The 17,987-nt window shown below is 65.9% G+C and carries 18 protein-coding genes; 11 read left to right on the top strand and 7 right to left on the bottom strand.

What is annotated here, in order from left to right; translation table 11 throughout:
* Positions 1-122: 122 nt before the first annotated feature.
* From AC1DT6_RS14640 to AC1DT6_RS14615, 6 genes are all read left to right on the top strand, one after another.
* A complete protein-coding gene (locus AC1DT6_RS14640; protein ID WP_441627665.1) occupies positions 123-1,190 on the top strand; it encodes an aromatic ring-hydroxylating dioxygenase subunit alpha in 1,068 nt (355 codons plus the stop codon).
* 6 nt (positions 1,191-1,196) lie between these two features.
* Positions 1,197-2,150 (top strand): PDR/VanB family oxidoreductase, encoded by a 954-nt coding sequence (locus AC1DT6_RS14635; RefSeq protein ID WP_477114747.1) that lies wholly within the window; start codon positions 1,197-1,199, stop codon positions 2,148-2,150.
* 83 nt (positions 2,151-2,233) lie between these two features.
* Positions 2,234-3,391 carry an ABC transporter substrate-binding protein gene (locus AC1DT6_RS14630; RefSeq protein WP_441627661.1) on the top strand — a complete coding sequence of 386 codons (1,158 nt, stop codon included), beginning with the start codon at positions 2,234-2,236 and terminating at the stop codon, positions 3,389-3,391.
* Positions 3,392-3,552: 161 nt separating this feature from the next.
* The gene (locus AC1DT6_RS14625) at positions 3,553-4,365 is read left to right on the top strand and encodes a MetQ/NlpA family ABC transporter substrate-binding protein (protein WP_441627659.1); all 813 of its coding nucleotides are present in this window, start codon (positions 3,553-3,555) and stop codon (positions 4,363-4,365) included.
* 61 nt (positions 4,366-4,426) lie between these two features.
* Positions 4,427-5,302, top strand: a complete 876-nt coding sequence (locus AC1DT6_RS14620; RefSeq protein WP_441627724.1) for a methionine ABC transporter ATP-binding protein — start codon at positions 4,427-4,429, stop codon at positions 5,300-5,302.
* Positions 5,295-5,939 (top strand): methionine ABC transporter permease, encoded by a 645-nt coding sequence (locus AC1DT6_RS14615; protein WP_441627722.1) that lies wholly within the window; start codon positions 5,295-5,297, stop codon positions 5,937-5,939. The genes AC1DT6_RS14620 and AC1DT6_RS14615 overlap by 8 nt, the downstream gene beginning before the upstream one ends.
* A 21-nt stretch (positions 5,940-5,960) precedes the next feature.
* Here AC1DT6_RS14615 and AC1DT6_RS14610 read toward each other — a convergent pair whose 3' ends face one another.
* The 3 genes from AC1DT6_RS14610 to AC1DT6_RS14600 form a co-directional block, all read right to left on the bottom strand.
* On the bottom strand, positions 5,961-6,662 hold the full coding sequence (locus AC1DT6_RS14610) for a glutathione binding-like protein (RefSeq protein ID WP_441627657.1): 702 nt from the start codon (positions 6,660-6,662) through the stop codon (positions 5,961-5,963).
* 175 nt (positions 6,663-6,837) lie between these two features.
* Positions 6,838-6,975 (bottom strand): hypothetical protein, encoded by a 138-nt coding sequence (locus tag AC1DT6_RS14605; RefSeq protein WP_441627655.1) that lies wholly within the window; start codon positions 6,973-6,975, stop codon positions 6,838-6,840.
* Between the two features lie 24 nt (positions 6,976-6,999).
* On the bottom strand, positions 7,000-7,821 hold the full coding sequence (locus tag AC1DT6_RS14600; RefSeq protein WP_441627653.1) for a class II aldolase/adducin family protein: 822 nt from the start codon (positions 7,819-7,821) through the stop codon (positions 7,000-7,002).
* A gap of 185 nt (positions 7,822-8,006) precedes the next feature.
* Between AC1DT6_RS14600 and AC1DT6_RS14595 the strand changes: the two genes are divergently transcribed.
* Both AC1DT6_RS14595 and AC1DT6_RS14590 read left to right on the top strand, forming a co-directional pair.
* Positions 8,007-8,969, top strand: a complete 963-nt coding sequence (locus tag AC1DT6_RS14595; RefSeq protein ID WP_441627651.1) for a tripartite tricarboxylate transporter substrate binding protein — start codon at positions 8,007-8,009, stop codon at positions 8,967-8,969.
* A 100-nt stretch (positions 8,970-9,069) separates the two neighbouring features.
* On the top strand, positions 9,070-9,699 hold the full coding sequence (locus tag AC1DT6_RS14590) for a cysteine hydrolase family protein (RefSeq protein WP_441627649.1): 630 nt from the start codon (positions 9,070-9,072) through the stop codon (positions 9,697-9,699).
* Between the two features lie 173 nt (positions 9,700-9,872).
* Here the strand turns inward: AC1DT6_RS14590 and AC1DT6_RS14585 are convergent, their stop codons facing one another.
* The 3 genes from AC1DT6_RS14585 to AC1DT6_RS14575 form a co-directional block, all read right to left on the bottom strand.
* Positions 9,873-10,880: an AraC family transcriptional regulator gene (locus AC1DT6_RS14585; RefSeq protein ID WP_441627647.1), complete on the bottom strand. Its 1,008-nt coding sequence runs from the start codon at positions 10,878-10,880 to the stop codon at positions 9,873-9,875.
* 164 nt (positions 10,881-11,044) lie between these two features.
* Positions 11,045-12,100 carry an alkene reductase gene (locus AC1DT6_RS14580; RefSeq protein ID WP_441627645.1) on the bottom strand — a complete coding sequence of 352 codons (1,056 nt, stop codon included), beginning with the start codon at positions 12,098-12,100 and terminating at the stop codon, positions 11,045-11,047.
* 88 nt (positions 12,101-12,188) lie between these two features.
* Positions 12,189-12,485, bottom strand: coding sequence for an ArsR/SmtB family transcription factor (locus AC1DT6_RS14575; RefSeq protein WP_276291090.1), 297 nt, complete (start codon positions 12,483-12,485; stop codon positions 12,189-12,191).
* A gap of 277 nt (positions 12,486-12,762) precedes the next feature.
* Here AC1DT6_RS14575 and AC1DT6_RS14570 point away from each other — a divergent pair, with 277 nt between their 5' ends.
* From AC1DT6_RS14570 to AC1DT6_RS14560, 3 genes are all read left to right on the top strand, one after another.
* Positions 12,763-13,986, top strand: a complete 1,224-nt coding sequence (locus AC1DT6_RS14570) for an MFS transporter (RefSeq protein ID WP_477114746.1) — start codon at positions 12,763-12,765, stop codon at positions 13,984-13,986.
* Between the two features lie 150 nt (positions 13,987-14,136).
* Complete coding sequence (locus AC1DT6_RS14565) at positions 14,137-15,714, top strand: DUF1800 domain-containing protein (protein WP_441627641.1); 1,578 nt, start codon at positions 14,137-14,139, stop codon at positions 15,712-15,714.
* Between the two features lie 30 nt (positions 15,715-15,744).
* A complete protein-coding gene (locus tag AC1DT6_RS14560; RefSeq protein WP_441627639.1) occupies positions 15,745-17,097 on the top strand; it encodes a DUF1501 domain-containing protein in 1,353 nt (450 codons plus the stop codon).
* Positions 17,098-17,155: 58 nt separating this feature from the next.
* Here the strand turns inward: AC1DT6_RS14560 and AC1DT6_RS14555 are convergent, their stop codons facing one another.
* Positions 17,156-17,740: a gamma carbonic anhydrase family protein gene (locus AC1DT6_RS14555; protein WP_477114745.1), complete on the bottom strand. Its 585-nt coding sequence runs from the start codon at positions 17,738-17,740 to the stop codon at positions 17,156-17,158.
* Between the last annotated feature and the right edge of the window lie 247 nt (positions 17,741-17,987).

Here is a 17,987-nt window from a genome sequence, read left to right as displayed (position 1 = left end):
CTTAGCCCGGTCTGGCAGCTTCAATTCCTCGCCCGCGCATCGCCGGAAGGCAATGCGTGCACGGCGACGCGCGCCCCGGATTTCCACGCCGGGCGCAACGAGACTTTCCGAAGGAACGCAGCATGTTTATCAAGAACACCTGGTATGTGGCCGGCTGGGACAATGAGATCCCCGCCGAAGGCATGTTCTCCCGCACCATCATCGGTGTACCGGTGGTGATGTACCGCAAGGAAGACGGCAGCATCGTCGCGCTGGAGGACCGCTGCTGCCATCGCGGCGCGCCGCTGTCGGTCGGGCGCAGGGAAGGCGACTGCATCCGCTGCATGTACCACGGCCTGAAGTTCGACAGCGCAGGCCACTGCATCGAGGCGCCCGCGCAGGAGCGCATTCCGCCACAGGCCAAGGTGCGCAAGTTTCCAATCGCCGAGCAGCACCGCTGGATCTGGATCTGGATGGGGGATCCGGACAAGGCCGATCCGTCGCTGATCCCGGATACGCAGTGGCTGGACCACCCGGACTGGCGCAGCCAGGACGGCTATATCCACTATGACGTGAACTACCTGCTGATCTGCGACAACCTGCTGGATTTCTCGCACCTGCCGTTCGTTCACCCGACCACCCTGGGCGGGAGCGAGGACTATGCAGCCGTCAAGCCCAAGGTGGAGCGTATCGATGGCGGCGTGCGGATTACGCGCTGGGCCATCAATACCGAGGCGCCCGCATTCGCCAAAGCCGTCAAGGAATGGCCCGGGAAAGTCGACCGCTGGAATATCTACAACTTCACGATCCCGGCCATCCTGCTGATGGACTCCGGCATGTCTCCCACCGGCACGGGCGCGCCGGAGGGCGTGCGCGTCGATGCCGCGGAGTTCCGGGGTTGCCAGGCGATCACCCCGGAGACCGAGAACTCCACGCACTACTTCTTCGCCCATCCGCACAACTTTGCCATCGACAAGCCGGAGGTCACCGCGTCGATCCACCAAAGCGTGGTAACGGCGTTCGACGAGGACCGCGAGATCATCTCGGCGCAACAGCGAAGCCTCGCGCTCGAGCCGAACTTCAAGATGATGCCGTTCTCCATCGACGCGGCGCTGTCGCAGTTCCGTTGGGCCGTGAACCGCAAGATCGAAGAGGAAGCGGCAGAATCCCCGGCACCCGTTGAGAAGACGGCGATGTCCGGGGTGAGGTAGCACGGCATGCTCGAACTGATCGTATCCAGGCTGACCTCGGAGGCGGAGGGCGTTCGCGGCATCGAGTTGCGGCGTCCTTGCGGCGGTGCCTTGCCCGCCTTCACCGCGGGCGCGCATATCGATGTTCACCTGCCAGGCAATATCGTCAGGCAGTATTCGCTCTGCAACGACCCGGCCGAGACCCACCGCTACTGCCTTGGCGTCGGGCTCGCGCCGTCTTCGCGCGGAGGCTCGCAATATGTTCATGCCGGGCTAAGGGAGGGCGACCCGGTCACCGTGAGCGTGCCGCGTTCGCTGTTTGGCATCGACGCGGCTGYCACGGCGCATGTCTTTATTGCCGGCGGCATTGGCATCACGCCGGTTCTCAGCATGATTCGCTGGTGCGAAGCCAACGGCAGGCCATGGAAGCTGCTCTATTGCATGCGTTCGCGCCAGCGTGCGGCTTACCTGGATGTGTTGTCGCGATATGGCGAACGGGTGCAGCTTCATGTCGATGACGAGAGCCGGGGCGAACTGGCGGACCTGTCCGCATTTCTCGGCGCGCTGGCCGACGGCAGTCATGTGTACTGCTGCGGACCATCGCCGCTGATGGACGCGGTGGCCGCCACGGCGGAAGCGGCGGGCGTGCCACGGGCCGCCACGCACTTCGAACGGTTCAGTGCCGAGCCACGGCAAGCCAGCGCAAGGGCGGAGCAGGCATTCACGGTGATCCTGCACCGGCACGGCGGCCGCTTCATCGTTCCCGCCGGCTCCACCATTCTCGAAACCCTGGAACAGAATGGCGTGCCGCTGCCATTCGCCTGTCGCGAGGGCCTGTGCCGCAGCTGCGAAGTACCGCTCTTGTCCGGCATGGCGGACCACCGCGACCATGTGCTGGGCGATGCGGAGCGCGAGGCGAACACGGCCATCATGATTTGCGTTTCCAGGGCACTGACACCCGAGCTTGAACTGGATATCTGAGCCTGCCCGGAACGCCTCGCCGCCACCATACCCTCACCACGCGCGCCACCGAGATGGCCGCGATACACCAAGGAGACAAAGCGATGTTCCATCCCACCCGCGCACTGATGACTGTCGTGCTTGCCATGTCCGGCCTGGCCGCAGCCACCGCCCATGCCGATATCAACATCGGCGTCACCTTGTCGCTGACCGGTCCTGCGGCGTCGCTGGGCATTCCGGCGAAGAGCGCCATCGACCTTCTGCCCAAGGACGTGGCGGGGCAGAAGCTGAACTTCATTGTGCTCGATGACGCCTCGGATCCGAGCGCCAGCGTTCGCAACTTCCGGCGTCTGGTGGATGAACACAAGGTGGATGTGGTGATGGGTTCCTCGGTCACGCCATCGACCATCCCGCTGGTGGACGTTGCCGCCGAGACCAGGGTGCCGCTGATGAGCCTGGCCGCAAGCGCGAGGATCGTCGAGCCGCAAGACGAGAAGCGGCGCTGGGCATTCAAGGCAATCCAGAACGAAAGCCTGATGGTCGGCGCCACGCTTGACCACATGCGCCAGACCGGTGCGAAGACGCTGGCGTTCATGGGCTTCTCGGATGCTTACGGAGACGCGTGGCTGTCGGCGCTCCAGCCGCTGGCGGACAAGGCCGGCATCAGGCTCGTGGCGACGGAGCGCTACGTGCGCACCGACACCAGCGTGGTAGCCCAGACACTGAAGATCATCGCCGCGAAGCCGGATGCCGTTCTGGTCGCCGCGTCCGGAACGCCCGGCGCCTTGCCGCAGAAGACGCTCGCCGAGCGTGGCTACAAGGGCAAGGTCTACCAGACCTATGGCATCGCCAACCGGGACTTCCTGCGCGTGGCGGGAAAGGATGCGGAGGGTGCGATCTTTGCCGTCGGGCCGGTGCTGGTAGCCGACCAGCTTGAGCCGGACAGCCCGATGCGTCCCGTCGCGCAGGATTTCATCAAGCGATACGAGGCCGCTAACGGGCAGAACTCGGCCTCGATCTTCTCGGCCAATGTCTGGGACGCGGGCCTGGTCCTGCGCTCGGCGATTCCCGTTGCCCTCGGCAAGGCCAGGCCAGGCAGCGAAGCGTTTCGCGCTGCGCTGCGCGATGCGCTGGAGAGCACCAGCGGCGTCGTGACAACCCAGGGCGTGACGACGATGTCCAGGTCCGACCATGTTGGCTACGACAAGCGGGCGGCCGCGCTGGTGCAGATCCAGAGCGGTGCCTGGAAGTATCTGAAGTAGGGTGGCGGACGGACAAGCGGCTTTCGCCCCGGCGGCCGCATTTTCCGGATTTGCTACTGCGGTTTTATTCTTGGACCATCATGCCGCCGCTTGCCTAGACTGGCTCACCTGGCATCTCGCCAACTCAACCATTGCCAGTCCAAACTCAAGGTGAACGGCTTATGAACCTGCGCGCATTGCTTTCAACACTCCTGACCGCCACGGCGGCGCTAGCCATTGGCGCCGCCCCGGCGCTGGCTGCCGACAAGACCATCAAGGTAGGCGTGCGCGGCGGCGTGGACGAGGAGATCTGGGAGGTGGTCACACAGGTGGCCAAGAAGCAGGGCCTCAATGTGCAGCCGATCGTGATCACCGGCACCGCCAGCCCCAACGAAGCGCTGAACAACGGCGACCTCGACGCCAATGCCTTCCAGCACATCCCCTTCCTGCGCGACCAGGTGAAGCAGCGCGGCTACAAGATCGTGGCGGTGGCGGATACGCTGATCTCGCCGATCGCCTTCTACTCGCGCAAGTACAAGTCGCTGGAATCGCTGCCGCAGGGCGCGCGCCTTGGCATTCCCAACGACCCGAGCAACCAGACCCGCGCGCTGGTGATCCTGCGCGATCACGGCCTGATCAAGCTGCGCGATGGTTTCGACCCCTACACCGGCACTGCCGCGCTGGCCGACGTGACCGCCAACCCGAAGAAGCTGGACCTGGTGGAAAGCGCCTCGGTGGTGCTGGCGCGCTCGTTGCCCGACGTTGACGCCGCGGCGGTGGTCAACACCTTTGCCTACCAGGCCGGCCTGATCGCCACGCGCGACGGCATTGCCGTGGAGAAGAAGGAGCACAACCCCTACGTGAACGTCATCGCGGTACGCGAGCGCGACAAGGCCGCGCCGTGGGTGGCGCCGCTGATCAAGGCGTACCACTCGGACGAGGTGCGCAAGTTCATCCTGACCAAGTTCCAGGGCTCGGTGATTCCGGCGTTCTGAGCTTCGGATTTGCGATTTCCGATTCCCGATTGTTGTTGTTCCTGCAATTCCCAGGAGGATCCTGATCGTGTCACAGGTGCTATCGCTGCAATCCAGTCCGCCGCATATCGTCTTCGCGCATCTCGGCAAGCGCTATGCGGGCGCGCAGGCCCCGGCACTGGAGGATGTTTCCTTCACCGTGGCGCGCGGCGAGATATTCGGCATCATCGGCCGCAGCGGCGCGGGCAAGTCCACGCTGCTGCGCACCATCAATATGCTGGAGCGCCCGGGCACCGGGCAGGTTCGCGTGGATAACGTGGACGTGGGCGGACTCGATGAAAACGGCCTGGTGGCGTTGCGGCGGCGCATCGGCATGATCTTCCAGCATTTCAATCTGCTCTCGGCCAAGACCGTGTTCGAGAACGTTGCCTTGCCCTTGCGCGTGGCGGGCGTGCCGCGCGCGGAGATTGCGCCGCGCGTGATGGCGCTGCTGGAACTGGTGGGGCTGGCCGGCAAGGCGCAGGTCTATCCGGCCACACTCTCGGGCGGGCAGAAGCAGCGCGTGGGCATTGCGCGCGCGCTGGTGCACCGGCCCGAGATCCTGCTGTGCGATGAAGCCACCTCGGCGCTGGATCCCGAAACCACGGAGTCCATCCTGGCGCTGCTGCGCGACATCAATCGCCAGCTGGGCCTGACCGTGGTGCTGATTACGCACGATATGGCGGTGATCCGCCAGGCTTGCGACCGCGTGCTGGTGCTCGACCACGGCCGCGTGGTCGAACTCGGCAACGTGTGGCAGGTATTTGCCGAGCCGCAAGCCGACGCCACGCTGGCTTTGCTGCGGCCGCTGCGGCTGGAGATGCCGGCCCCGGCCGGTGCGAATTCGAATTCCAATGCGGCGTACGCGGGTGCGCGCGCCGGCCATTCCGAGGTACGCGGCTATGCTGCCCATGGTTGACAAGTACATACGCGCACTGGGCGAGACCCTGCTGATGGTGAGCAGTTCGTGCCTGGTGGTCTTCGTGGCGGGCATGGCGCTGGCGATCGTGCTGACGCTGAGCGCGCCGGGCGGCCTGCGGCCCCGGCCGCGGCTGTACCGCGCGCTGTCCGCGCTGGTCAATACCTTCCGCTCGATCCCCTTCATCATCCTGCTGGTGGCGATGCTGCCGGTGACGCGGCTGATCGTCGGCACCACCATGGGCACCTGGGCGGCGGTGGTGCCGCTGAGCGTGCACCTGATTCCCTTCTTCGCGCGCATCGCGCAGGTGAGCCTGAACGAGATCGATCCGGGCTTGATCGAGGCCGCGCGCGCCATGGGCTGCCGGCGCTGGCATATCGTGCGGCACGTGCTGCTGCCCGAGGCGCTGCCGGGTATTGTCGGCGGCGCCACGGTCAGCGTGATCGCCATGATCGGTTCTTCCGCCATGGCCGGCGCGGTGGGCGCCGGCGGCCTTGGCGACCTTGCCATCCGCTATGGCTACGAGCGCTACGAGACCGCGGTGATGTTCAACGTGATCGTTATCCTGGTGGCGCTGGTGACGCTGGTGCAGTTCGGCGGCGAACGGCTGGCACGGCGTTTCGACCACAAGCGCTGATCCGGCCAGCGCGTTCACCCGTCAGCGTACGGTCGAGGCATCCTGCCCGAACAACACGCGCTTCGACGCTTCATCGACTACCGGTGCGGTATTGATCGTCTTCGCCAGCGCGTAGGCGCGTTCGGTGGCGGGGCGCGCCCGTATGCGCGCAAACCAGTTTGCCAGATGCGGGAAGTCATCGAGGTTCTGGCGCTGCCGTTCGTGCGGCACCACCCACGGGTAGCAGGCGATATCCGCTATCGAATATTCGGCACCGCAGATGTATGCACGACCGTCTGCCAGGTGCTTGTTCAGCACACCATACAGCCGCGCCGTTTCCTTCACGTAGCGCTCGATGGCGTAGGGCAGTGGCTCGGGCGCGTATTGCACGAAGTGATGGTTCTGGCCTGCCATCGGCCCGAGCCCGCCCATCTGCCAGAACAGCCATTGCAGCGCCATGTTGCGGCCACGCAGGTCCGCCGGGATGAAGCGCCCGGTCTTGTCGGCCAGGTACAGCAGGATCGCGCCCGACTCGAAAGTGGAGACCGGCTCGCCGCCATCATCGGGCGCCTGGTCGACGATGGCCGGGATGCGGTTGTTCGGGGAGATCTTCAGGAAGGCGGGCTCGAACTGTTCGCCGCGGCTGATATTCACCGGGACCACGCGATAGGGCAGGCCAGCCTCTTCGAGGAACATCGTGATCTTGTGGCCGTTGGGGGTGGTCCAGTAGTACAGATCGATCATGTGGATGGTCCTGTTGTGCCGCATGGCAGGCACGGGGAAACGGGAGGCCTGGACGGGCTTGCATGCAGGTGGATTATAGGATCGCCTCCCTTTCCCTGCTGCGGCCGGGACCAGCCGGCGTGGACTACCGCGGTGGCTGCCGGCATGCGCAGCCCGCTTCGCCGGGCGCTACGGCTCAGTTCGTCAGCGGCGGGCACGGCGCCGGATCGCTGCGCAGCGCCGCCAGCACGCGCGGGTCGCGGCTGGCGCGCAGCAGTAGCAATAGGGCCGCCAGCCCGAGGCCGGCCAGGGTAACGGCGGAGGTCGCGGGCATGAGGCCTCTGGCGTCCGTTTGCGCTTATTGACGGTAAGACGGGTCGCTGCGGTCGAGCTGCCGTAGCAGGGCGGCCCAGTGTTTGCGCGTGACCGGTCCGCCAGCATTGTTCACCACCACGTCCGCTACCTTGCGGGCCACCGCATCCGGCGCGATCACCAGCGGCGCGCCACCGGACTGCGCGGCAAGCTGCGCGACGCAGGCACGCTCCAGCATGTGCAGTTCCTGGAAGGCTTGCGCGATGGTAGGCGCGCAAGTCAGCAGGCCGTGGTTGCGCAGGATGAAAATGTCCTTGTCGCCCAGATCCGCCACCAGCCGCGAGCGTTCGTCCAGATCGATGGCGATGCCCTCGTAATCGTGATACGCCACCCGGCCGAAGAAGCGCATGGCGTGCTGCGAGATCATCAGCAGCCCGTCGCGCTGGGCCGAGACGCCGATGCCGGCGGCGGTGTGGGTATGCAGCACGCATCCTACGTCGTGGCGCGCGCCGTGGATGGCGCTGTGGATCACGTAGCCGGCGGGGTTGATGCCAAGGCCGGTGTCGTCGCGCAGGATCCGGCCGTCGATATCGACCTTGACGAGGTTGGACGCAGTGATCTCGTCGAACGTCAGGCCATAGGCATTAATCAGGAAATGTTCGTGCGGACCGGGCACGCGCGCGGAGAAATGGGTGTAGATGTGATCGGTCCAGCGGAACTGCGCCGCCAGCCGGTAGGCCGCCGCCAGCTCCACGCGCACAGCCCATTCATCGGGCGAGACCTCGGTCTGGACAGCGGGGAAGTGCAGGGCGGGAAGGGACTGGCTGGTGTCAAGCCAGGCCAGCTGCGGTTCGGTGACGGCGTTCATGCGGCGCTCCGGCGTATGGGGATGGTGCCGCAACATCATACGGCTGCGGGTCAGGCTTGCCAACGCCGCAATCGGCATATGGAAATGCGCTGGCGGAGCTTGCGCGCGCGGCCGCCGACGCGGCATCCCGTAGAATCCGTTGCAGCGCATGCACAACACATAAAACGAAAAAACAGGAGAGCCCCTTGAAGAAGCCCATTTCCCTGATCGCTGCCGCCGCACTGACGCTGGCCGGCACGCTTGCCCATGCCGCCTACCCCGAGCGGCCCATCAAGCTGATCGTGCCTTTCCCGCCGGGACAGGCCACCGACATCTTCGCGCGCGCGCTGGCCGAGCGCCTGGGCAAGCAGCTTGGCCAGCCGATCGTCGTGGACAACCGCGCCGGTGCCGGCAGCAACCTCGGCATGGAGCTGGCTGCGCACGCCGCGCCCGATGGCTACACGCTGGTCATGGCCGGCAGTGCCATGGCGATCAACCAGACCCTGTACAAGAAGCTGAATTACAACCCGCGCCAGGATTTCCAGCCGATCTCGGGGGTGTTCTCGGTGCCGCTGGTGTTCCTTGCCACGCCGGCTTCGGGCATCGTCTCGCTGCGCGACCTGATCGCCAGGGCCAAGGCCGCACCCGGCAAGTACAGCTACGCCAGCGCCGGCGTGGGCGGTACCCAGCATCTCTCCGCCGAGATGCTCAAGGCCCAGGCCGGCATCTTCATGGTGCACATTCCCTACAAAGGCAGCGGCCCGGCGCAGGCTGACTTCCTTGGCAACCAGATCCCGCTGATGGTGGATTCGGTGACGGCGGCGCTGCCCCTGATCCAGTCAAAGAAGGCCGTGCCGCTGGCGGTGACGGTGGCCAGGCGCACGCCGCAGCTGCCCAATGTGCCCACGGTGCGCGAGGAAGGCGTTGCCGGTTTCGAGGCGCTGGGCTGGGCCATCCTGATGGCGCCCAAGGGCCTGCCGCCCGCGCTGGTGAGCCAGCTCAACGCGGAAACGGTGAAGGCCTTGCAATCGCCGGAGCTGGGAAAGTTCATCACGGACCGCGGCTCGGAACCGATGCCGATGAGCCCGGAGGAAACCGGGAAGTTCCTCGACAGCGAGATTCGCAAGTGGGGCGCGGTGGTGAAGCGTTCCGGGGCGCAGGCAGACTGAGTCGCGCGGGACCAGGAAACGGAATCCTCCGGACTTCCGATTGACGCGCTGCGAAGGGTTCCCTACTCTGGGACAGTGTCCGGCGTTCAGGAGAAGAAGGATGAGAAAAAATGCCTACCCCAAGGCGATCACCGCGCTGCTCCTGGTCGACCCGTACAACGACTTCCTGTCGGACGAAGGCAAGCTCAACCGACCCGCCCGGGCCGTGGCCGATGCCACCGGCACGGTCGGGAATATGCGCCGGGTGCTAGCCGCCGTGCGGGCGGCGGGCATCACGGTCTTCTACGTGCCGCATCACCGCGCCACGCCGGATGATTTTGCCGGATGGAAGCACCTGTCGCCCTACATGGCCGGCGCGCATCGCGTGCAGCCTTTCGCGGCAGGGTCCTGGGGTGGCGAATGGCATCCCGATTTCATGCCGCAACCGCAAGACGTCATGGCCACCGAACATTTCGGGTCCAGCGGCTTTGCCAACACCGACCTTGACCATCAGCTCCGGCGGCGTGGCATGGAGCATCTGATCGTGATCGGCATGCTGGCGAACACCTGCATCGAGACCACCGCGAAATTCGGCGCCGAGCTTGGCTACCACATCACGCTGGTAAAGGACGCGACCGCGGCGTTTTCCCCGGAAGCCATGCATGCCGCCCACGAGATCAACGGCCCGACGTATGCCCACGTGATCCTGACGACGGACGAACTGCTGCCGCAACTGCAGGCAGCGGGCTAAAAGCGCGATGCAGCGGGGGTGCTCCGGCGCAGCTATGCGACGGCGTCTCTCGCCATCCTGCGACGGCAATGCGCCATGGCCCGGACGATGTGCTCCCGGACCATGTAGATGCTGAGGCAATCGGCGACTTCAGCACGCGTCACGCCTTCCACCTTGCGTATGCCCGTGGCGTGCTACAGCGCACGCACAGGAATGCACAGCTCGCAGGTCAGCACCCCCGTGCGCCGGTCCAGCGCGGACACTGCCGAGAACCGCTCGAAGCACGGGCGCTCGTCGCATTGCATGCCGCTCGACGGCAGCCATTCCCGGGTCAGCCACATCCACGCCTCGCCGATGGTGGCAGGGGCGCCGCTGAATGGCGCCACGGCGTAGCGTCCGCCCGGCAGGACGGCGATGCTGGCCTGGCCGCCGGGCTGGAACGCTTCCGGTACCGCCACGCAGGCGTCGTAGCGGCACTTGTCCGGCGGCGTAATGCCCGGGGCGTCGTGGCCGATGCCATAACACGTCTGCTCACCCAGGCCGTTGGCATGCATCCATGGCGCGACGGCTTCGCGCCAGAACGTGCCGATCGCCGGGCCGTAGGGACCGATGTGGCGCTGGTAGGCGACACGTACCTCGGGTAGATCGATGATGCGGACTTCCATATTGCGCTCTCCATGTGCTTGGTGGGAGCCGCCATGGTCGGTGAATGCACGGCCGTCCACCTGACTGGCATTGCGCAGGACCTGATCCGGATTGCTATCCGGATTGCCATGGCGGTTGGCATGGCGCTCGCGTGCCGCCGCCATTTGCTCGGCCCGGTGTTGCGCCGCGCCAGCGCGCCAGGCCGACGGCGTGCAGCCAAACCTGAGCTTGAAGGCGCGCGCAAATGCCTCGCCTGACCCGAATCCCGTGGCCAGTGCGATTTCCAGCACCGAGGCCTCCGGTTTGCAGGACAAGTGAAATGCCGCGGATTCGAGCCGGCGCCGGCGCGCGTAGTCGCCCAGCGTCTCACCCATCCATGCCGCGAACACGCGATGAAAATGGAATCGGGAAAAATTCGCCACATCCGCCAGTTGCGCCAGGTCGAGCGCCGTGTCCAGATGCTGGTCGATATAGTCGAGCACGCGGTTCATGCGCCGCGCGTACTCTGCGCGATGGATGCGCGGCAGCGGTGGGTCGGACGGGTCGGTAGATGCCATGGCTGCGGATTATGGCATGGTGGCGATGCGCACAAACCGTCGCGGGCATGGGAAACGCCCCGCGCGAGGCGGGGCGTTTCAACCTTTCAGCCTTTCAGCCGATCGACCCTTCAGCCAGCCACGCGCGCTGTCGCACGCGAGCCAGCGCGGGCTGTCATGCCGGGTCAGGCGAGCGCGGGGTAGTCGATATAGCCTTCGGCGCCCGGATGGTAGTAGGTCGCTGGCTGCGGCGCGTTCAGCGGCGCGTCGATCTGCAGGCGGCGCGGAAGGTCGGGGTTGGCGATGAACAACTGGCCAAAGGCCACGGCATCGGCTTCGCCGGCTTGCAGCACATGCTCGGCCGTTTCCTTGGTCATCTGTTCGTTGGCGATATAGACGCCGCCGAAGGCCTTCTTCAGCGCGGGGCCGAGGCGGTTGTCGCCGAGCGCTTCACGCGAGCAGATAAAGGCGATGCCGCGCTTGCCGAGGTCGCGGGCCACATAGCCGAAGGTGGCGCCCAGGTCCGAGTCGCCCATGTCGTGGGCATCGGCGCGCGGCGCCAGGTGCACGCCCACGCGCGATGCGCCCCATACGTCGATGCAGGCGTCGGTCACTTCCAGCAGCAGGCGGGCGCGGTTCTCGATCGGGCCGCCGTAAGCGTCGGTGCGCTTGTTGGTGCTGTCCTGCAGGAACTGGTCGAGCAGGTAGCCGTTGGCGCCGTGCACTTCCACGCCGTCGAAGCCGGCGGCCTTGGCATTTTGCGCGCCGTGGCGGTAGGCCGCGACGATGCCCGGGATCTCATCGGTTTCCAGCGCGCGCGGCGTGACATACGGGCGCTTGGGGCGCACCAGGCTGACATTGCCCGCGGCCGCGATGGCGCTGGGCGCCACCGGCAGCTCGCCGTCGAGGAAGACGGGGTCGGAAATGCGGCCCACGTGCCATAGCTGCAGGAAGATGCGGCCGCCGGCGGCGTGCACGGCATCGGTCACTACCTTCCAGCCGGCCACTTGTTCGTCGGACCAGATGCCCGGGGTGTCGGCGTAGCCCACGCCTTGCGGGGTGACGGAAGTGGCTTCGCTGAGGATCAGGCCCGCCGAAGCGCGCTGCACGTAGTACTCGGCCATCAGGGCATTGGGCACGCGGCCGCCGCCCACCGCGCGCGAACGCGTCAGGGGCGCCATGATGACGCGGTTGGGAAGATCGAGGTCGCCGATACGGATCGGATCAAAGAGTGTAGGCATGGCTATTGGTCTTGGTACCGAAAAGGGTGGAGGAGGATGACGCACCATGGACTTGGTGCGGCTTCGGGCGCTTGCGCGCCGCCAGGTTTCACAGATCGCTATGCATGTGATCCAGAAAAGCCTGGATGGTCACTTCGTTGCGCTTGAAAAAAATCCATTGGCCAACCCGCTTGGACGTCACCAGGTCGGCGCGCTGCAGCGTGGCGAGATGCGCCGACACGGTGGACTGCGACAAGCCCGTGCGCGCGTCGATCAGGCCCGCGCAGACGCCCAGCTCAAGCGGGTAGTCCTGTATGGCGAAGTTCTCCTGCGGCGATTTCAGCCAGGCCAGGATATTGCGCCGCACCGGGTTTGCCAGCGCTTTGTGGATGGCGTCGATGTCGATCGGGTTTGAGTCGGAACTCGCGTCGGGGGTGGCTTCAGGGTTCACTGCTGTCACGGAAGGGATATTTGTTTCGCAGGCTGGCGAAACAAATATCTGCTTCTCACAAAATTAATATCGTGACTATACGATATGTGTCGGGACTTTGCCGGAGGGGCGAAAACATCACCAATTGGCCCCATTCCGGGAAAGGTTTTAGCGAAACCCAATCTGGTTGCTTTAAGAAACCATGAAGGTTAGACTTCACTTGGTTTTTTTACAAAACCAGATGGAGCCCGTCATGACTTTTAACCCAGGAAGCGCAGCCGCATTGCGTGCGGCAGCGCCTTCGATGCCTTCTTCGCTGGTCTGGCTGTTCGCGCTGGCTTGCGGCCTCAGCGTGGCCAACGTCTACTACGCGCAGCCCTTGCTCGATGCCATGGCGCATGAATTCGGCTTCGGCACCGGCGCGGCAGGCATCGTGGTCACAGCCACGCAGGCGGGCTGCGCGCTGGCGCTGCTGTTGCTGGTGCCCGTGGGTGACCTGGTCGACCGGCGCCGCCTGATACTGCTGCAATTGTTGTTGCTGGCGATGGCGTTGGCCCTGGTGGCCCTGGCTTCCTCGCGCGTTGCCTTGCTGGCCGGCATGCTCGCCGTGGGCTTGCTGGGCACGGCCATGACGCAAGGCCTGATCGCGTTCGCCGCCACGCTGGCCGCGCCCGCCGAACGCGGCCGCGTGGTAGGCGCGGCGCAGGGCGGCGTGGTGATCGGGTTGCTGCTGGCGCGGGCCCTGGCGGGCGTGCTGGCTGACCTGGCCGGCTGGCGTGCCGTGTATGTGGTCTCGGGCGTGCTGGCGCTGCTGATGATCGCCGTGCTGGCGCGCCGCCTGCCGCATCGGCACGGCGCGCCGTTGCGCATGAGTTATGCGMGCCTGCTGGGCTCGATGTTCACGCTGCTGGCGCACGAGCGCACGCTGCAGATCCGCGGGGTACTCGCCATGCTGATGTTCGCCGCCTTCAGCGTGTTCTGGACCGCGCTGGTGTTTCCGCTGAGCGCGCCGCCGTATTCGATGTCGCATACGGCCATCGGCGCCTTCGGGCTGGTGGGGGCGGCGGGCGCGCTGGCGGCGGCGCGTGCCGGCCACCTAGCGGATCGCGGGCTGGGCCAGGCGACGACCGGCGCTGCGCTGGTGTTGCTACTGGCCTGCTGGCTGCCGCTGGGTTTCGCGCAGCAATCGCTGTGGCTGCTGGTGGCCGGCGTCATTGTGCTGGACCTTGCCGGGCAGGCCATCCATGTCACCAACCAGAGCCTGGTGTTTCGCGTACAGCCGGAAGCGCACAGCCGGCTGGTGGGCTGTTACATGTTGTTCTATGCGCTAGGCAGCGGCGCCGGCTCGATCGCCTCGACCCACGTCTATGCGCGCGCCGGATGGTCCGGCGTGTGTGTGCTGGGCGCCGCCATCAGCGCCGCTGCGCTGGTGTTCTGGGCCCTGACCTTGCGCGCGATGCCCCGGCCGCTTGAATAGCAATCCCCCCGTTTGCGTGGTAATCCGGCAGGAACTTTCATTTTGCTTGCGGATCCAGTATGGAAATCGGGCTGATCACGTCAACCAAAACCCGCCCGCTCGCGTAAGAGCGGTGTCACCTACAGGTGTTCGAGATCAGGCAGGCTATCCATGACCTTCAGCTTTTCACGTGTGATGCCGGTGTTGCTGCTGGCTGCTGCCGCCGGCCTGCTGGGCGCGTGCGCGCAGGGCGGCGGCGCGCCGGACAGCGGCAGCGCCGCGGCGACCCTGAAACCGGCCGACCTGCACTGGCTCAACACCGTCACCTTCGGCGCCAACCAGGCCAGCATGGAACGGCTGCGCAAGCTGGGCCGCGAACGTTATCTCGATGAACAGCTCAAGGCGCCCGCCACCGATGCCGGCGAACTCGCCGCCACCATCGGCGCGCTGAGCATTGCACAGCAAAGCGGCGAGCAAAGGCTGCGCAGCGTGCGCGCCGAGCAGCAGCGCATCAATACGCTCACGGACGATGACGAAAAGCAAAAGGCGCGCGATGCGCTGAACCGCGGCGGCAACGAGGTGCTGCTCGATACCAGCCGGCGCCATCTGCTGCGCGCGCTTTACTCCACAGCGCAGTTGCGCGAGCAGATGACATGGTTCTGGATGAATCACTTCAGCGTGTACTCCGGCAAAGGCTCGATACGCTGGGTGCTGGCCGACTACGAAGACAAGGCAATACGCCCGCGTGCGCTGGGCAAGTTCCGCGACCTGCTGATGGCCACGGTGACCGCGCCGGCCATGCTGGAGTACCTGGACAACGCGCAGAGCGCGGTCGACCGCATCAACGAGAACTACGCGCGCGAGCTGATGGAATTGCATACGCTGGGCGTGTCCGGCGGCGCAAGCGGTTCGCGCTATTCGCAGCAGGACGTGCAGGAACTGGCCCGTGTGCTGACCGGACTGGGCATCAATGCCAGCGGCCAGCCGCCGAAGCTGCCGCCGCAAAAGCAGGCGCTCTACCGCGCCGATGGCGTATTCGAGTTCAATCCGGGCCGGCATGATTCCGGGCCCAAGACGCTGCTCGGCCATCGTATCGAGCCGACCGGGTTCCACGAGGTGGAGCAAGCCGTGGACATTCTCAGCCGCGAGCCCGCCACGGCGCGTTTTATCTCCTACAAGCTCGCCGCGCATTTCGTTGGTGATGCGCCGCCGCCATCGCTGGTCAACCGCATGGCGGCCACGTTCGTGCAGAGCGACGGCGATATCGCGGCGGTGCTGCGCACGCTGTTCCTGTCGCCGGAGCTGAACGCAACGCTGGCCTCGGGCAACCGCAAGTTCAAGGATCCGATGCAGTTCGTGGCCTCGTCGCTGCGGCTGGCCTACGACGGCCGCATGGTGGCCAACCTGCGCCCGGCCATCGCCTGGCTCAACCAGCTGGGCGAGCCGCTTTATGGCCGCATCACGCCGGACGGTTTCCCCGCCGCGGAAAGCGCGTGGGCCAGCTCGGGGCAGATGGTCAAGCGCTTCGAGATTGCCCGCGCGATCGGTTCCGGGCAGGCTGGCCTTTTCTCCAAGGATGATGGCAAGCCGGCCGAGCGCACCGGGTTTCCGCAACTCGGCAACCGCGTGTTTTTCGACAGCATCGAACCCACCCTCGGGCCCGCCACGCGCACCGCGATGACGCAGGCAGCTTCGCAGGCGGAGTGGAACACCATCCTGCTTTCCTCGCCCGAGTGGATGCAGGAATGAGAGGCCCTGCCCTGGATCAAGGAGCGACCCATGCAACGACGTGAATGGCTAAAGGGCGCCGGGCTGGCGGGACTGGCTGCGCTGGCACCCGGCATTGCCTCGCGCGCCTACGCGCTGCCGCAGCAGGCCGATGCGCGTTTCCTGCTGGTGTTCCTGCGCGGCGGCTACGATGCCACCAATGTGCTGGTGCCGGCAGGCAGTGATTTCTACTACGCGTCGCGTCCGAATATCGCCATCGCCAGGCCGGCTGCGCAGGGCGCCCCGGCCGATCCGCGCGCCGCGCTGTCGCTGGCGGCGGCCTTCGATGGCGGCGCGGACCGGGGCATCGACACGTGGGCGCTGCATCCCGCGCTCAAGGACAGCCTGCTGCCCTTGTGGCAGAAGCAGCAGCTTGCCTTTGTGCCCTTTGCCGGCACGGCGGACTCCTCGCGCAGCCACTTCGAGACGCAGGACAGTATCGAGGCGGGTTTGCCGCTGGCTGCGAACGGAAAGGGCAACGGCCGCGCCGATCCCTCGCTGCGCGGCACCGGCTTTCTCAACCGGCTCGCCGAGTCCATGGGCGGACGCGCCGCGCCGGTAGCCTTTACCGACGGCCTGCCGATGGTGCTCAGCGGTGCGCTCAGTGTGCCCAATGTCTCGCTCAAAGGCACCGGGCGCACGCCCTTCGACGAACGCCAGACACGCGTGCTGGCGCAGATGTACCGCGGCACGCGTTTCGAGTCGCTGATCAACGAGGGCTTCGAGCTGCGGCAGACCGTGGCGCAGGAGGCCGAGGCCATGCAACGCCGCAACAGCATGATGGCCGCGAACCTGCCCGCGCAGCCCGAGCCCGACATGGCCAGCCGCATGCAGGAAATGCAGGCGGCCAACCGGCGCGCGCTCAGCGCCAAGGGTTTCGAACTGGAAGCGCGGCGCATGGCCAGCCTGATGCGCGAGCGCTTCAACCTGGGCTTTATCGACGTGGGCGGCTGGGATACGCATGTGAACCAGGGCGGTGCGCAGGGGCAACTGGCCAACCTGCTGGACAACCTGGGGCGCGGCGTCGCCGGCTTTGCCGATGAGATCGGCCCGGTGTGGAGCAAGACCACGGTGGTGGTGGTTTCCGAGTTCGGCCGCACCTTCCGCGAGAACGGCACGCGCGGCACCGACCATGGCCACGGCACCGTGTACTGGGTGGCCGGCGGCGCGGTGCGCGGCGGGCGCATAGCCGGCGAGCAGGTGGCGGTAGAGCAGCGCACGCTGAACCAGAATCGCGACTGGCCCGTGCTCAACGAATACCGCGCCATGCTGGGCGGCCTGTTCAGGCGCCTCTACGGGCTGGACGATGCGCGCCTGGCGCATGTGTTTCCCGATACCCGCGCGGTGGATATCGGGCTGCTCTAGCCGCTTCATCCCCTGGCCGGCAGCACCGGCCGCCCGATCTTGCCCGCGATGCGGCCGGTCACGATCCAGTAGCTTCCAGCGCTGCCTGCAGCCTCTCCATTTCCGCCATCATCTCCGCCGTGAACTCCGGTCCTTCCCATGCCCGATAATCCTGCCGCGCATAGGCCAGCGCATTCTTGTAATACAAAAACGCATTGAGCCGGTTGCGCACATAGTTGTTCTGCGTGCGCGTGACCTTGYCGGGGCTGCCCATCACGATGGAATTGGGCGGAATCACGGTGCCCTCCTTGAGGAAAGCATGTCCGGCGACGATGCAGTTATCGCCGATTACGCAGCCATCCATGATGGTGGCGTTGATGCCGATCAGGCAGTTGTCGCCGATCGTGCATCCGTGGATCGTGCAGTGATGCGTGATGGAGCAATGGCTGCCGATGATGGTTGGCGAGCGGTCGCCGATATGCAGCATCGCGAAGTCCTGGATATTGGTGTAGGCGCCGATCACGATTTCCCTGCTCTCGGCGCGCGCGGCGACATGGATCCAGATTGATGCGCCCTCGTGGATGGTGATCTTGCCATAGAGGTAGGCCGATTCGTGCACGTAGGCGGTGGGATGCAAGCGCACATCGGGTCCGATGACTGCCATGACTGTCTCCTTGAATTATTCTTTTGAATGCGGAGATTGTACGTGGATGCGCTCACGCGCTTTCGCGCGGCACGCTGCGAAAGCCCAGGCTCCCCTGGCGCAAAAAGCAGGGAAACCGGGCCGAAGCGCCCGCGTTTGGCCGCACTTTCACCTGGCCGCGGCTGGTCCTATGCTATGCAGACGCAGCCGTTACCGCGGAGTCCGCCGTGCCCGTCCATCGTTCGTTTGTTTCCGTGCGGATCGCCAT

Source organism: Cupriavidus sp. 01L45, from assembly GCF_056399885.1.
This window is presented reverse-complemented; position numbering and strand designations above follow the sequence as displayed.

Bases quoted from the DNA above. Each gene is read 5' to 3' on its own strand.
- AC1DT6_RS14640 (WP_441627665.1), top strand. From the start codon at position 123: ATGTTTATCAAGAACACCTGGTATGTGGCCGGCTGGGACAATGAGATC.
- AC1DT6_RS14630 (WP_441627661.1), top strand. From the start codon at position 2,234: ATGTTCCATCCCACCCGCGCACTGATGACTGTCGTGCTTGCCATGTCC.
- AC1DT6_RS14625 (WP_441627659.1), top strand. From the start codon at position 3,553: ATGAACCTGCGCGCATTGCTTTCAACACTCCTGACCGCCACGGCGGCG.
- AC1DT6_RS14615 (WP_441627722.1), top strand. From the start codon at position 5,295: ATGGTTGACAAGTACATACGCGCACTGGGCGAGACCCTGCTGATGGTG.
- AC1DT6_RS14610 (WP_441627657.1), bottom strand. From the start codon at position 6,662: ATGATCGATCTGTACTACTGGACCACCCCCAACGGCCACAAGATCACG.
- AC1DT6_RS14605 (WP_441627655.1), bottom strand. From the start codon at position 6,975: ATGCCCGCGACCTCCGCCGTTACCCTGGCCGGCCTCGGGCTGGCGGCC.
- AC1DT6_RS14600 (WP_441627653.1), bottom strand. From the start codon at position 7,821: ATGAACGCCGTCACCGAACCGCAGCTGGCCTGGCTTGACACCAGCCAG.
- AC1DT6_RS14590 (WP_441627649.1), top strand. From the start codon at position 9,070: ATGAGAAAAAATGCCTACCCCAAGGCGATCACCGCGCTGCTCCTGGTC.
- AC1DT6_RS14585 (WP_441627647.1), bottom strand. From the start codon at position 10,880: ATGGCATCTACCGACCCGTCCGACCCACCGCTGCCGCGCATCCATCGC.
- AC1DT6_RS14580 (WP_441627645.1), bottom strand. From the start codon at position 12,100: ATGCCTACACTCTTTGATCCGATCCGTATCGGCGACCTCGATCTTCCC.
- AC1DT6_RS14565 (WP_441627641.1), top strand. From the start codon at position 14,137: ATGACCTTCAGCTTTTCACGTGTGATGCCGGTGTTGCTGCTGGCTGCT.
- AC1DT6_RS14560 (WP_441627639.1), top strand. From the start codon at position 15,745: ATGCAACGACGTGAATGGCTAAAGGGCGCCGGGCTGGCGGGACTGGCT.